The following is a 14,684-nucleotide window of genomic DNA, read 5'->3' as shown; positions in this document are numbered from 1 at the left end:
AGCGAACGCCCGAAGCACACGGAGCAAAGGCCGGAGCGAAGGCAGAAACAAAAGACCTCCGTGCGGTGGGAGTTCACGGGAACTCACCGCACGGAGGTCTTCGCGTTCTCCGTCACCTGACCGGGATCACCTGGCGGAACCTGCCGGGGCCTGCGCCGGCGGTGTGCCCGGCACCGCGATCTCGAACCAGACCACCTTGCCCGTGGAGAGCCGGGTAGCCCCCCACCGGCGGGCCAGCCGGTTCACCAGGAAGAGACCACGGCCGCCCTCGTCGGTGTCCCTGGCCCGGCGCTGGCGCGGCAGTTGCGGTGAGTCGTCGCCGACCTCGCAGCGCAGGACGTCGGTACGCAGCAGCCGCAGCGTCACGGGCCGCTCGGCGTACCGCACGGCGTTGGTCACGACCTCGCTGACCAGCAGCTCCACCGAGTCCGACATCTCCTCCAGACCCCAGCGTTCCAGCGCCCTGCGCACCAGGCGACGTGCGCGCCCCGGTGCCTGTTCCTCGGGGTCGAGAAACCAGTACGCGACGTCGCTGGGCGCGATCCCGTCGAAGCGGGCGGCGAGCAGCGCGATGTCGTCGTCGCGGTCACCCGGGCCGAGCATGTCCAGGACGTCGTCGCAGAGCGCCTCGAGCGGCGGCGAGTGGTCGGGGCCCGTCAGCTGGGCGGTGGCGGCCAGCCGCTCCCGCAGCTGCTCGATTCCGGTCCAGACGTCCCGCAGCCGGGACTCGACGAGGCCGTCCGTGTAGAGCAGCAGGGTGGCGCCCGCGGGCGCGTCCAGCTCGACCGCCTCGAAGTCCACGCCGCCCACGCCGATCGGCGCGCCGGGCGGCACCCGCAGTACCTCCGCCCGGCCGCCCAGGTGCAGCAGCACGGGCGGCGGGTGGCCCGCGTTGGCGATGGTGATCCGGTGCCGCACGGGGTCGTACACGGCGTACAGGCAGGTGGCCATCCGGTCCGAGCCCAGGCGCTGCGCCTGCTCGTCCAGGTGGTGCAGCACCTCGGCGGGCGGCAGATCCAGCTGTGCCAGCGTCTGGGCGGTCGTCCTGAGCTGGCCCATGATCGCGGCCGACGTCATGGAGTGCCCCATCACGTCGCCCACGACCAGCGCCACCCGGCTGCCGGGCAGCGGAATCGCGTCGTACCAGTCCCCGCCGACCCGCGCGGTCTCGGCCGCGGGCAGATAGCGGGAGGCCAGCTTGACGCCGGTCGGCTGCGGCAGCGAGTCCGGCAGCATGGTGCGCTGGAGCTCGTCGGCGATGTACGCCTCGCGCCCGTACAGCACAGCCTTGTCGATGCCGAGCGCGGTGTGTGTGGCGAGCTGGGCGGCGACCAGCAGGTCGTTGGGCTCGAAGGCGGGACGGTCGGGGCGGCGGACGAACACCGCGGCGCCGATCACCCGGCGTCTGCCCCGCAGCGGGGCGAGGATCGTGCGGTGCCCGGTCGGTACGGTCCGGTCCGGGCCGAGCAGCTCCGGCAGCGCGGCGCGGGCCGCGGCGGAGTCGCCGAAGACCGGACGCACGCCCCGGAGCACTTCGGCCAGCGCGCCCCCGGAGTCCATCTCGCACAGCTGGGCCGCGAGCGGTTCAGGCTGCTCGTCGGAGTCTTCCTCGTCGACTAAACGCAGCCGGTCGGTCCGGCGCAGCCTCAGCACGAACGGCACCACCGGCCGCTCGTCGCCGACCGGCAGCGGATCGCGGAGGAAGACGAGTATCGCGTCCGAGAAGGTCGGCACGGTCGCTCTGCACAGGCCGAGAACGATCTCGTCGAGGTCTATGCCCCGGGCGATACGCCGGGTGGCAGCCCCCACGAACCGGAGTCTGTCGCCCTCGCTGCGTCCGGGGGAGACCGGTGGTGCCGGCGGGGGAGCGGGGATGGCCCCCGCAGCCGCCACATCGGCATCCTGCTGCCGGGGGCGAGTGGGTTCGTGCGGCCGGGCAGCCGTGGGCTGCCGGCCTTCGTGGGAGGTGGTGTGCTCCGTCACGCGAGGGATTCCGTCCGTCCGAGGCAGGTGTGCGATGCAACCGCTTCGAGGGGTCGTATACCCGCTGTCATGGCCGCACCCCCCTGTAGTGACATTCGGTCAGTTCATCTGCTGCATGGGATCGTTGTAGGGCGCAGCCTTGCGGAGGACGATCCTACGTTTGATCCCCGGGGGCGCATCAAGGGTCTCACGACGGCACGTACGCGGGCGTGCGGTCCCAGTCGTCCGGCAGGACCGGTACGGTCCACTCCGGATCGGGCCGCCACGCCTCCCAGCCGTCGGCGAACGGCGACCCCCAGTTCTCGATCCGCTCGACCGCCGCCCGGCCCGCCTCCCGCACCCGCCGGGCCTGCCCGGCGTCCACCAGGCCCACCTGGCGGGCCTGGGCGAACTCGTCCTCGTCCAGCCACAGCCAACTGCGGTCCGGCAGTACCGAGATGTCCAGGAAGTGGTCCTCGGAGTCGGTGCCGCCCGCCCATCGGAGGTGCGGTTCCTCCAGATTCACGTACCAGCTCTTGAAGCGCCATTCCCGGTCCCACCACAGCCACACGGACCAGGGCTCGCGGGGGCGTGCCAGCTTCAGTACCCCCATGCCCCACCAGCGGTCACGCACGACGGTGCGCGGCTTGGTGTACCGGGTGGCGAGCGGTTCCATGTGCACGGGGGTGCCGTCGGCCAGCTCGGGCTTCACACACTCGGTGCCGGGTGCGAGCCAGACCGCGAGCAGTTCGTCCGTGTCCTGGACGACGGTCACGGGCCGGCAGATGTGCAGGTCGTCGGACGCGTTGCTGCGGTAGCGCCAGAGAATGTGGTCCCCGGGCGCCCAACGATGTGTTCCTCCTGCACCTGTCATGCGGAGATCTTAGGAGCAAGGGGGGAGCGGCGCAGCGATCCGGGTCACTCGGGTGCCGGTGTGCCGCCCCCTGCCGCTCCGCCGCCCGCCCGCTCTCTGCCGCTCCTCACGCTGCCCGGGGTCACGCTCCTCCCGCTCGCCGGGGTCATGGATGCGTCATGCTCAGCACGTCCAGCGCCGAGTCCAGCTCCGCCGCCGTCAGATCCCCCCGCTCGACGTACCCCTCGTCCAGGACGACCTCCCGGATCGTCTTCCGTTCCTTCACCGCCCGCTTGGCGACCTTCGCGGCCTCCTCGTACCCGATGTACTTGTTCAGCGGTGTGACGACGGACGGTGAGGACTCCGCGTACTCCCGGGCCCGCTCCGCGTGCGCGGTGATCCCGTCGACCGTCCGGTCGGCGAGCAGCCGCGAGACGTTGGCCAGCAGCCGCACCGACTCCAGGACGTTCTTGGCGATGACCGGCAGCATCACGTTCAGCTCGAAGTTGCCCGCGGCCCCGGCAGCGGCGACCGTCGCGTCGTTGCCCGTGACCTGTGCCGCCACCATCAGCACCGCCTCCGGGATCACCGGATTCACCTTGCCCGGCATGATGGACGAGCCGGGCTGGAGGTCGGGCAGCGAGATCTCGGCGAGGCCGGTGCGCGGGCCCGACGCCATCCAGCGCAGATCGTTGGAGATCTTCGTGAGCCCGGCGCCGATCGTCCGCAGCTGGCCCGACGTCTCGACGATCCCGTCCCGCGCGCTCTGCGCCTCGAAGTGGTTGCGGGCCTCGGTCAGCGGCAGCCCCGTCGCCTCGGCCACCTCCGCGATGACGGCGGCCGAGAAGCCGGGCGGGGTGTTGATGCCGGTGCCCACGGCCGTACCGCCCAGCGGCAGTTCGGCGAGGCGCGGCAGCGAGGCGTTGAGCCGCTCGACGCCGTACCTGATCTGCGCCGCGTACCCGCCGAACTCCTGGCCCAGCGTCACCGGTGTGGCGTCCATCAGGTGCGTACGCCCGGACTTGACCACGTCCGAGAACTCGTCGGACTTGCGCTCCAGCGCCTCGGCCAGGTGGCCGAGGGCCGGGATCAGGTCACGGGTGACGGCCGCCGTCGCCGCGATGTGGATCGACGAGGGGAACACGTCGTTGGACGACTGTGAGGCGTTCACATGGTCGTTGGGGTGGACCGGGCGCCCCAGGCGCTCGGTGGCGAGGGTGGCCAGGACCTCGTTCATGTTCATGTTGGACGACGTACCGGACCCGGTCTGGAAGACATCCACCGGGAACTCGCCGTCCCAGCGCCCGTCCGCCACCTCGCCGGCCGCCTCCTGCACCGCCTTCGCGAGATCATCTTCGATGACCCCGAGCCCGGCGTTGACCTTGGCGGCCGCGGCCTTGATCCTGGCCAGGGCCTCGATGTGGGCCCGCTCCAGGGTCTGGCCCGAGATGGGGAAGTTCTCCACCGCCCGCTGCGTCTGGGCGCGCCACTTGGCCTCGGCGGGGACTTGTACCTCGCCCATGGAGTCGTGCTCGATCCGGTACTGCTCAGTCATCGTCGTACCTCCACATCGGACAGCAACGTCTGACAGGAGGGTGTTCCCTGCCCCGGACAGAAGATCACCCCTGGCGTCGTCGGGCCGGACGACGCCAGGGGTGAGGGGCTTCAGGGGCCTTGCACTATGCCCGACCGGGTCGCGTGGCCACGCGACCTCATCGGGCGCTCATCGTGCAAGGGCCCCTTACGCCTGACCGGGGGCGCGGACCGGGATGCTGAGCACGGTCGGGGACTCGGCGGGCGCCCGGAAGAAGTCGTTGCCCTTGTCGTCGACGACGATGAACGCCGGGAAGTCCTCGACCTCGATCTTCCACACGGCCTCCATGCCGAGCTCCTCGTACTCCAGGACCTCGACCTTCTTGATGCAGTCCTGCGCCAGCCGGGCCGCCGGGCCGCCGATCGAGCCGAGGTAGAAACCGCCGTGGCTGCCGCACGCGTCGGTGACCTGCTGCGAGCGGTTGCCCTTGGCGAGCATCACCTTCGAGCCGCCCGCCGCCTGGAACTGCTCCACGTAGGAGTCCATCCGGCCGGCCGTCGTCGGGCCGAAGGAGCCGGACGCGTAGCCCTCGGGGGTCTTGGCGGGGCCCGCGTAGTAGACCGGGTGGTCCTTCAGGTACTGCGGCATCTCCTCGCCGGCGTCCAGCCGCTCCTTGATCTTGGCGTGCGCGATGTCGCGCGCCACCACCAGCGGCCCGGTCAGCGAGAGCCGGGTCTTCACCGGGAACCTGGTCAGGTCGGCGAGGATGTCGTCCATCGGCCGGTTCAGGTCGACCTCGACGACGTCGCCGTCCTCCAGGTGCTCGTCCGTGGTGTCCGGCAGGAAGCGCGCCGGGTCGGTCTCCAGCTGCTCCAGGAAGACGCCCTCGGCGGTGATCTTCGCGACCGCCTGGCGGTCGGCCGAGCAGGAGACGGCGATGGCGACGGGCAGCGAAGCGCCGTGCCGCGGCAGCCGGACGACGCGGACGTCGTGGCAGAAGTACTTGCCGCCGAACTGCGCGCCGATGCCGATCTTCTGCGTCAGCTCGAAGACCTTCTGCTCCAGCTCCGTGTCGCGGAAGCCGTGCCCGGTCGGGGAGCCCTCGGTGGGCAGCTCGTCCAGGTAGTGCGCGGAGGCGTACTTGGCGGTCTTGAGCGCGAACTCGGCCGATGTGCCGCCCACGGTGATCGCCAGGTGGTACGGCGGGCACGCGGCCGTACCCAGGGAGCGGATCTTCTCCTCCAGGAACTTCATCATGGACGCCTCGTTGAGGACGGCCTTGGTCTCCTGGTAGAGGAACGACTTGTTGGCGGAGCCGCCGCCCTTGGCCATGAAGAGGAACTTGTACGCGCCGCCGTCGGTGGCGTACAGCTCGATCTGCGCGGGCAGGTTCGAGCCGGTGTTCTTCTCCTCCCACATGGTGAGCGGGGCCATCTGCGAGTACCGGAGGTTGAGCTTCGTGTACGCGTCGTAGATGCCGTGGGAGAGTGCCTCCTCGTCGCCGCCCCCGGTCAGCACGTTCTGGCCGCGCTTGCCCATGACGATCGCGGTACCGGTGTCCTGGCACATGGGGAGGACGCCCGCCGCCGCGATGTTGGCGTTCTTGAGCAGGTCCAGTGCCACGAACTTGTCGTTGGACGAGGCCTCGGGGTCGTCGACGATCTTGCGCAGCTGGGTGAGGTGGGCCGGGCGCAGATAGTGCGCGATGTCGTGCATGGCCGTCGCGGCGAGGGTGCGCAGCGCCTCGGGCTCGACCTTGAGGAAGGTACGCCCGTCGGCTTCGAAGGTGGAGACGCCATCGGCGGTCACCAGCCGGTACGGCGTCGTGTCCGCTCCCACGGGAAGCAGATCGGAGTACGCAAACTCTGGCATGACGGCCATTCCTCACTCGACAGACGCGGGCTGGCCTCCATCGGCACAGCGTTCACCAGCGTAGAACCCCTGGGGGATCCCGCGGCGGTGAGGTAGGACTCAGTGGGACTTCCCGGGTCCCGGCCCTGCTGCGGGGTCCGGCGGCGGCGCTGGGGCGGCAGAGACGGGGAGTTGGGCGTCCCTCGCACTAGTCGCGATCTATCGCGTTTGGGTACGCTGGGGCGGTGGACCTCGAAAAGCACCCCCAGCAACCGCGCCCCGTCGACATCCGCGCGTCCGACGCCGACCGTGACCGGATCGCGGACATCCTGCGGGACGCCCTGGCCGAGGGGCGCCTGGACGCCGAAGAGCACTCCGAGCGGATCGAGTCGGTCTACCGCGCGAAGACCCTGGCCGAGCTGGAGCCGCTGGTGCAGGACCTGCCCGCCACGGGCACGGCCGCCCGCGCCGGCACCGGTTCCGCGGCGTACGCGGTCGCGGACGACCCGGACACGCCGGTCACCGCCGAGAACCTCGTCGCGGTCTTCTCCAGCTCGACCCGGAAGGGCCGCTGGCGCATCGGCCGCAGGACCAACGCCTTCTCGCTCTTCGGCAACATCGAGATCGACCTCACCGAGGCCCTTTTCGAGCAGCGGCTGACCGTCATCAACGCCACCGCGATCTTCGGCAACGTCGAGGTCCGCGTCCCGGAGAACATCACGCTGCGCGGCAGCGGCACCGGGATCTTCGGCAACTTCGAGGTCGAGACCCTCGAATCGGAGAGCCCGGAAGCGCCGGTCGTGGTGGTGAACGGCTACTCGGTCTTCGGGAACATCGAGGCCAAGCCCAAGCGGGGCAAGCTGGTGGCGGACCTGCGGGGACTGGTCGACAAGAAACTGCGCAAGCACCTCGGGTAGGCGGCTCCGGGCGGCGCCTGGGGCCGGCGTTCCGGGTGGATGCCTCGACCGGCTGACGCGACGGCTGCGTCGGCCGCGTACTCCGGCCGCTCGCCTCGGTGGGCGCCCGGGACGGCACGCGGTGGGCGCCCGGACGGCAGGCGCGGCAGGCCGGTCCGCGCTGTCCGGAACTCAGTGCATAGGCGTGCGCACAGCGGGTAGGGACTGCAGCATCGTCTCTCGCTCGCGAAGCCGTCGTCAGGAGTAGACCGTGCTGCATCCGCCGCATCAGTCCTTGCAGGTCGCTGCCGTGCCACCGCAGCGTGTTCCCGCACGGGAGGATCAGGCAGGGCCCTGGCATTCGGAGGCGGTGTGCCGCCGGGACGAGGCGGGGCTCTTCTTCGCGCCGTCCAAGGAGCCGACAGCCGCCAGGCTGGCCCGTGAGGAGGCGGCGAAGCGGGTCTGCGCCCGCTGTCCGGTCCTCGTGGAGTGCCGCGAGCACGCGCTGGTGCAACCCGAGCCTTACGGCGTCTGGGGCGGACTGACCGCCGCCGAGCGCCGTGTCGTCCTCGCCCGGCGCAGGCGCCGGGAAGTGGAGCTCAGGACCACGGTCCAGGACCCGATGGCGCAGGCGGGCTGACCGGCAGAGGCACATCGCTCACGCACGGAAGGGGCGCCCCCAGCCGCACACGGGGGGCGCCCCTTCCTGCTCGTCACGCCTTCGACAGGCCCTGTCCGCCTTCGGCAGGTCCTGCACTGCACGGCTCAACTGGCCTGGTACGGCCGTTGCGCGGCCTCGTCCGTCTCCGGCGGGCCCCGCCGACGGCCTGCCCGTCTCCGGCAGGCCGTCGGCAGAGGTCCTCAGACGTCCTACTTGGCCCGGTCGAAGTCGACCGTGCTGTACGCGCGCAGCTTCGACAGCCGGTGCGTCGAGTCGATCTGACGGATCGTCCCCGACTTGGAGCGCATGACCAGCGACTGGGTTGTCGCGGTCTCGGCCCGGTAGCGCACCCCGCGCAGCAGTTCGCCGTCGGTGATGCCGGTGGCCACGAAGAACACGTTGTCGCCGCTGACCAGGTCGGTCGTGGAGAGCACCCGGTCCAGGTCGTGGCCCGCGTCGATGGCGCGCTGCCGCTCGGCGTCGTCCTTCGGCCAGAGCTTGCCCTGGATCGTGCCGCCGAGGCACTTGATCGCGCAGGCGCTGATGATGCCCTCGGGCGTACCGCCGATGCCCATCAGCAGGTCGACGCCGGTCCCCTCCCGTACGGCCATGATCGAGCCGGCGACATCGCCGTCCGAGATGAACTTGATCCGGGCGCCGGTCTCCCGGATCTCCTTGACGATGCCCTCGTGGCGCGGGCGGTCGAGGATGACCACCGTCACGTCCTCCGGCGACGAGTGCTTCGCCTTCGCGACGCGGCGGATGTTGACCGAGACGGGGGCGTTGATGTCGACGAAGTCGGCAGCCTCGGGGCCGGTCACCAGCTTGTCCATGTAGAAGACCGCGGACGGGTCGAACATCGAACCGCGGTCGGCTGCCGCCAGTACGGCGATGGCGTTCGGCATGCCCTTGGCGTTGAGCGTGGTGCCGTCGATCGGGTCGACGGCGATGTCGACCTCGGCGCCCGTGCCGTCGCCGATGTGCTCCCCGTTGAAGAGCATCGGGGCTTCGTCCTTCTCGCCCTCGCCGATGACGACGACGCCGTTCATGGAGACGGTGGAGACGAGTGTGCGCATCGCGTTGACCGCTGCGCCGTCCGCGCCGATCTTGTCGCCGCGCCCCACCCACCGGCCGGCCGCCATGGCGGCGGCCTCGGTGACCCGGACGAGTTCCAGGGCGAGGTTGCGGTCGGGGGCCTCCGGAGAGACCTCCAGCTGAGAAGGGAGATGATGCTCGGTCATCGGCACGCACCTTTCTGATACGACGACGGCCGTATGTAGAGGGTTCGTTCGATTCTATCGTCCGGTCGATAAAATGAGCACCGGGCCCCACGCATGAGCAGCGCGGCCACCTGAGACCATGGGTCCGTGGCAGGTACGCGAAGCAAGCAGACAGTGCGCGGAATGATCCAGTCGATGGTGGTCATCCTGGCCGCCGTCGCGGTCATCTACGTGTTCGTTCCGCACGGTGGCACCTCGGAGCCGGTGAAGGCGGTCGACTACCGCGTCGAGCAGCTCTCGGCGCAGCGTGCGGCGCCGTATCCGGTCCAGGCCCCGGTCGGGCTCCCGAAGGGCTGGAAGGCGACATCGGTCTCGTACGCCCAGGACAGCGGCAACGCGTGGCACCTGGGATTCCTGGACCCGGAGGGGCAGTACGTCGCGGTGGAGCAGGGCACCGGGCCCTCGGACAGGTTCGTCACGACCGTCAGCAAGGACGCCTCGAAGACGCGGGAGACCCAGCGGGCGGGCGGTGCGAGCTGGCAGCGCTGGAAGGGCTCCAAGTACAACGCGCTCGTGCGGCGTGACCACGGCTCCACGACCGCGGTGACGGGAACGGCGCCGTACGGGCAGCTGGCTCGGATGGCGGCGGCCCTGAAGGCCGGGAAGCCGGAGAGTTCCGGGAAGGCCGCGGGCTCCGGCGATACGGCGAGTGCCGGCAGGTCCTGACCCGCGGGTCTGCCGCTCGGTCCTGACCCCAGGGCCTGATGTCCGGGCCTGATGTCCGGGCCTGGACGGTCTGTCCCGCCCCGGTCCCGGCCGCGCGAGCGCGGTGCCTGGCGCGCGCGGAGCTGACGTGCGGCGTGGTGCGGGACCGTCACGCGTGCGGACGGCATGACGGGGCCGCCGCACCCCGGGTCGGGATGCGGCGGCCCCGTCACGTGCCGTGTGCGTGATGCTCAGACGGTGGTGATGACCTCGTCGAGCGAGAGGCGCGGGGAGCGCGGGAACCAGGCGTCCTCGCCGGGCTTGCCGATGTTGATGATCATGATCGGGGTGTGGTCGCCGTCCAGGAACTCCTTCTGGACGCCGGCGAAGTCGAAGCCCGTCATGGGGCCGGCGGCCAGACCGGCGGCGCGCACGCCGACGATGAAGTAACCGGCCTGAAGGGCGCCGTTGAGCTGAGCAGCCTGCTCGCGCGCCGGGCGCTCGGAGAAGAACGCGTCCTTCGCCTGCGGGAAGTGCGGGAACAGCTGCGGGAGCTCCTCGTGGAACTCGTTGTCCGCGGAGAGGATCGCGACCAGCGGGGCGGCCGCGGTCTTCGGCCGGTTGCCCTCGGCCATGTGCTGCACGAGGCGCTCACGGGCCTCGGGGGAGCGGACCAGGGTGATGCGCAGCGGCGACTGGTTGAAGGCGGTCGGCCCGAACTTGACCAGGTCGTAGATCGCCTGCACCTGCTCCTCGGTCACCGGCTCGTCGGTGAAGGTGTTCGCGGTGCGGGCCTCACGGAAGAGGAGGTCCTGGGCGGCGGGGTCGAGAACGAGCGACATGTTGCGTACCTTCCGGACATGCAGTGGATCAAGGAATATCTCCACTGTACGACCAGGATGTGTTAAGTTTCAACTAAATCCATCCCGGCGTGACCGGCCTCACATCGTGCGGGCCGGGCTCCGCCGGTTCCCTCAGCCCTCGCCCGGTTCGGTGCCCTCCGCCAGCGCCGCGTCCAGCCGGGCCCGCGCCCCCTCCAGCCAGCCGCGGCACACCTTGGCCAGCTCCTCCCCCCGCTCCCACAGGGCCAGGGACTCCTCCAGGGTTGTCCCGCCGGTCTCAAGCCGCCGCACGACATCGATCAGCTCGTCGCGCGCCTGCTCGTACCCGAGAGCCGTTCCGTCCGTCTTCGCCTGTGCCATCTCATCCACCCTGCTCTCGTCCCCGGCCTCGTCGGCCCTGGTCCTGTCCACGCCGTCCGCTCACTCCCCGGGGCGCGGCGCCACCGTCACGCCGAGCTCGCCTCCGGCGACCCTGGCCCGCAACGTCTCGCCGTCCGCGACCTCGCCGGGCGCGCGCACCACCGCTCCGTCCTCCCGCTGCAGTACCGCGTACCCCCGCTCCAGCGTCGCCGCCGGGGAGAGCGCTACGACGCGGGCACGTGTGTGGGAGAGCTCCGAGTCCGCCCGGTCCAGCAGATGCCGCAGCGTCCGGCGGCTGCGCTCCAGGAGGGCCTCGACGACCTCCTCGCGCTCCTCGACCATCCGCTGCGGGCGCTCCATCGACGGCCTGGCGAGCGCCGCGGCCAGCCCGCGCTGCTCCCGGTCGAGCAGCCCCTGCAGGGTCCGCAGCGACCGGTCCCGCAGCAGCCGTACGCGCTCCAGCTCCTCCCCGACGTCCGGCACGGCCTTCTTCGCGGCGTCCGTCGGTGTGGAGGCGCGTACATCGGCCACCAGGTCCAGCAGGGGCGAATCCGGCTCGTGGCCGATCGCCGACACCACCGGTGTGCCGCACGCGGCCACGGCCCGGATCAGCTGCTCGTCCGAGAAGGGGAGCAGATCCTCCACGCTGCCCCCGCCCCGCGCCACGATGATCACGTCGACGTCCGGCAGCCCGTCCAGCTCCTGCACGGCGTCGACCACCTGCGGCACCGCGCGCACCCCCTGCACCGCCACATTCCGCACTTCGAACCGGACGGCGGGCCAGCGCCGCCGCGCGTTCTCCAGTACGTCCCGCTCTGCCGCGCTCGCGCGGCCGGTCACCAGGCCGATCAGCTGCGGCAGGAACGGTACGGGCTTCTTCCGGTCCAGCGCGAACAGCCCCTCACCGGCGAGCTTGCGCTTCAACTGCTCAAGGCGGGCCAGTAGTTCACCGATGCCCACCGGTTTGATCTCCACGGCCCGCAGCGACAGCTGGCCGCGCGGCGCGTACCACTCCGGCTTCGCGTGGACCACGACGCGCGCGCCCTCCGACACCACATCGGCGACCGCGTCGAAGACCTGCCGGAAGCACGTCACGGACACCGAGATGTCGTACGAGGGATCGCGCAGCGTGAGGAACACCACCCCCGCGCCCGGCCGGCGCGAGAGCTGAGTGATCTGCCCCTCGACCCAGACCGCGCCGAGCCGGTCGATCCACCCCCCGATGAGGCGTGACACCTCACCGACGGGCAGCGGCGCGTCCGCACTCGTATTCAGAGCCATGTACGCAGGTTAAGCGCTGCCACCGACAGGACGTCCGTACCCCGGCGTACCCCGTCACACCGGGTCCGCGGTGCGGCGGCCCCGTTGCACGCCGAACACCACGAGACCTGCGGCCAGCCAGATCAGCCCCACCCACTGGGCCGTGCTCGACGCCTCCACGATCACCGCGATCGTCACCGCGGCACCCAGCACCGGCAGCAGCACGTGCCGCCACCAGACCGGCGGGCCCTCCGCCCTGCGCACCGCGAACCAGCCCACCACCGACGCGTGCAGCAGGAGGAACGCGGTCAGCGCCCCGATGTCGACCACCGAGACCAGCCGGTCGAGACCGTCGTCGCGCCGCGCCGCCCACACCGCGGCGATCAGCGTCACCACCGCCGCGAGGAACACCGCGATCCGCGGTACCCCGGACGGGCCGTCCACCCTGGAGAGAACACGCGGCAGCCGCCGGTCCCGGCCCATCGCGAAGAGCAGCCGGCCGGCCGCCGCCTGCCCGGCCAGGGCGGCGAAGGCCGCGCCGATCGCCTTGCTCACCGCGACGAGGTCGTGCAGCCAGCTTCCGACCGACGCGTCCACCGTGTCGTAGAAGGCCGAGCCCTGGGCGACGGGCTTCGCGGCCAGCTGTGCGGACGACATCGGCTCCAGCACCGCCGCCAGGTACGACTGCACGAGGAAGAGCACACCCGCGAGGACCAGACAGAACAGCACCGCGCGGGCGACCTTCGCCGACCCGCCGGTGACCTCCTCGGCGAACGACGCGATCGCGTCGAAGCCCAGATACGACAGCACCGCCACGGACACCGCCCCGAGGACCGCTGTCAGAGAGAACCCTCCGTCGCCGGTGAAGGGCGACAGCCAGCCGCGCTGCGCGCCGTCCCGGACGAGTACCACGATCGCGGCGACCACGAACACCGCGAGAACCGCGATCTCCAGCGCGAGCACCGCGAACCCGACCCGGGCCGCCGCGCGTACGCCCCACAGGTTCAGTGCCGTGGTCACCACGACGGCGATCGCGGTCCACACCCAGCGCGACACCGAGGGCACCAGCGAGTTCATCGCGATCCCGGAGAAGAGGTACGCGACGGCCGGAATCAGCAGATAGTCGAGCATCGCCATCCACCCGGCGATGAATCCAGGCCCCTGCCCGAGGCCCTTGCGCGCGTACGCGAAGACCGAACCGGCCAGCGGGACGACCCGCACCATCTGGGCGTAGCTGAAAGCGGTGAAGGCCATCGCGATCGTCGCCGCGACATAGACCAGCCCGACGGCGCCGTGCGACTTGGCGTCGAGGGCGCCGAAGATCCCGACCGGGGCCATTGGGGCGATGAACAGCAACCCGTACACGACAAGATCCCGGAATCCGAGATTCCGGCGTAGTTCCGGCGCCTTCGCACTACTGCCCGCAGCCGTCTCGTCAGGAGTCATGGCACCAGTCTTCCCACAAGTGAAGGCCCCGGCCCGGCGGGCACGGCCTTACGATGGACGGCATGACTGCTACGCCCAGCCCGTCGCCCGCCGCCACCCCGACCGGAGACGCCGCGCGGGGCAGCGGCGCCCGCCGTGTCCTGCTGGCCGCCCCTCGCGGGTACTGCGCGGGTGTGGACCGCGCCGTGATCGCCGTCGAGAAGGCCCTTGAGCAGTACGGTGCGCCGGTCTACGTCCGCAAGGAGATCGTCCACAACAAGTACGTCGTGCAGACGCTGGAGAAGAAGGGCGCCGTCTTCGTCGACGAGACGCAGGAGGTGCCCGAAGGCTCCATCGTCGTCTTCTCCGCGCACGGCGTCGCCCCCGTCGTCCACGACGAGGCCGCTCAGCGCAGTCTCGCCACCATCGACGCCACCTGCCCGCTGGTGACCAAGGTCCACAAGGAAGCCGTCCGCTTCGCGAACGACGACTACGACATCCTGCTGATCGGCCACGAGGGTCACGAAGAGGTCGTCGGCACGAGTGGCGAGGCGCCCGAGCACATCACGCTCGTCGACGGCCCCGAAGACGTCGCGAACGTCACGGTGCGCGACGAGTCGAAGGTCGTGTGGCTCTCGCAGACCACGCTCTCGGTCGACGAGACGATGGAGACGGTCGACGCGCTGAAGGAGAAGTTCCCCAAGCTGATCTCGCCGCCCAGCGACGACATCTGCTACGCCACGCAGAACCGCCAGACCGCCGTCAAGCAGATGGGCGCGGACGCCGACCTGGTCATCGTCGTCGGCTCCAAGAACTCGTCGAACTCGGTACGCCTGGTCGAGGTCGCCCTCGGCGCCGGCGCCCGGGACTCCCACCTGGTGGACTTCGCCGGTGAGCTGGACGAGGCCTGGCTGGAGGGCGTCACCACGGTCGGCGTCACCTCGGGCGCCTCCGTTCCGGAGATCCTCGTCGACGGCGTACTGGAGTGGCTCGCCGCCCGGGGCTTCGGCGACGTGGAGATCGTGAAGGCGGCCGAGGAGTCGATCACCTTCTCGCTCCCCAAGGAACTCCGCCGGGACCTGCGCGCCGAGGCGGCCGACCTGTCCGCGAAGTGA

General features: G+C 70.8%; 13 protein-coding genes. 4 read left to right on the top strand and 9 right to left on the bottom strand.

The window, feature by feature from the left end:
* Window positions 1-126: 126 nt before the first annotated feature.
* The 4 genes from OG584_RS11655 to OG584_RS11640 form a co-directional block, all read right to left on the bottom strand.
* Window positions 127-1,983, bottom strand: a complete 1,857-nt coding sequence (locus tag OG584_RS11655; protein WP_405777673.1) for a SpoIIE family protein phosphatase — start codon at window positions 1,981-1,983, stop codon at window positions 127-129.
* A gap of 187 nt (window positions 1,984-2,170) precedes the next feature.
* Complete coding sequence (locus tag OG584_RS11650) at window positions 2,171-2,836, bottom strand: DUF402 domain-containing protein (protein ID WP_405777671.1); 666 nt, start codon at window positions 2,834-2,836, stop codon at window positions 2,171-2,173.
* A gap of 145 nt (window positions 2,837-2,981) precedes the next feature.
* On the bottom strand, window positions 2,982-4,370 hold the full coding sequence (locus tag OG584_RS11645; protein ID WP_405777669.1) for a class II fumarate hydratase: 1,389 nt from the start codon (window positions 4,368-4,370) through the stop codon (window positions 2,982-2,984).
* 186 nt (window positions 4,371-4,556) lie between these two features.
* Window positions 4,557-6,221 (bottom strand): fumarate hydratase, encoded by a 1,665-nt coding sequence (locus OG584_RS11640; protein ID WP_405777667.1) that lies wholly within the window; start codon window positions 6,219-6,221, stop codon window positions 4,557-4,559.
* A 224-nt stretch (window positions 6,222-6,445) separates the two neighbouring features.
* On the opposite strand from OG584_RS11640, the gene OG584_RS11635 reads away from it, so the two are divergent.
* Together OG584_RS11635 and OG584_RS11630 are read left to right on the top strand one after the other, a co-directional pair.
* A complete protein-coding gene (locus OG584_RS11635) occupies window positions 6,446-7,117 on the top strand; it encodes a DUF1707 domain-containing protein (protein WP_405777665.1) in 672 nt (223 codons plus the stop codon).
* A gap of 250 nt (window positions 7,118-7,367) precedes the next feature.
* A complete protein-coding gene (locus OG584_RS11630; RefSeq protein ID WP_405777663.1) occupies window positions 7,368-7,736 on the top strand; it encodes a WhiB family transcriptional regulator in 369 nt (122 codons plus the stop codon).
* Between the two features lie 230 nt (window positions 7,737-7,966).
* Here OG584_RS11630 and glpX read toward each other — a convergent pair whose 3' ends face one another.
* Window positions 7,967-8,998: a class II fructose-bisphosphatase gene (gene glpX, locus OG584_RS11625; protein ID WP_328319401.1), complete on the bottom strand. Its 1,032-nt coding sequence runs from the start codon at window positions 8,996-8,998 to the stop codon at window positions 7,967-7,969.
* 126 nt (window positions 8,999-9,124) lie between these two features.
* Between glpX and OG584_RS11620 the strand changes: the two genes are divergently transcribed.
* Entirely contained in the window at window positions 9,125-9,703 is a 579-nt protein-coding gene (locus OG584_RS11620) for a DUF4245 domain-containing protein (protein ID WP_405777662.1), read from the top strand.
* 230 nt (window positions 9,704-9,933) lie between these two features.
* On the opposite strand, the gene OG584_RS11615 is transcribed toward OG584_RS11620, so the two are convergent.
* The 4 genes from OG584_RS11615 to OG584_RS11600 form a co-directional block, all read right to left on the bottom strand.
* Window positions 9,934-10,524 (bottom strand): malonic semialdehyde reductase, encoded by a 591-nt coding sequence (locus OG584_RS11615; protein ID WP_405777660.1) that lies wholly within the window; start codon window positions 10,522-10,524, stop codon window positions 9,934-9,936.
* Window positions 10,525-10,656: 132 nt separating this feature from the next.
* Entirely contained in the window at window positions 10,657-10,884 is a 228-nt protein-coding gene (locus tag OG584_RS11610) for an exodeoxyribonuclease VII small subunit (RefSeq protein ID WP_405784006.1), read from the bottom strand.
* A 60-nt stretch (window positions 10,885-10,944) separates the two neighbouring features.
* A complete protein-coding gene (xseA, locus tag OG584_RS11605; RefSeq protein ID WP_405777658.1) occupies window positions 10,945-12,165 on the bottom strand; it encodes an exodeoxyribonuclease VII large subunit in 1,221 nt (406 codons plus the stop codon).
* A 54-nt stretch (window positions 12,166-12,219) separates the two neighbouring features.
* A complete protein-coding gene (locus OG584_RS11600) occupies window positions 12,220-13,590 on the bottom strand; it encodes an APC family permease (protein WP_405777656.1) in 1,371 nt (456 codons plus the stop codon).
* A gap of 62 nt (window positions 13,591-13,652) precedes the next feature.
* On the opposite strand from OG584_RS11600, the gene OG584_RS11595 reads away from it, so the two are divergent.
* Window positions 13,653-14,684 carry a 4-hydroxy-3-methylbut-2-enyl diphosphate reductase gene (locus OG584_RS11595; RefSeq protein ID WP_405777654.1) on the top strand — a complete coding sequence of 344 codons (1,032 nt, stop codon included), beginning with the start codon at window positions 13,653-13,655 and terminating at the stop codon, window positions 14,682-14,684.

Source organism: Streptomyces sp. NBC_00859, assembly GCF_045161865.1.
Lineage (GTDB): Bacteria > Actinomycetota > Actinomycetes > Streptomycetales > Streptomycetaceae > Streptomyces.
This window is presented reverse-complemented; position numbering and strand designations above follow the sequence as displayed.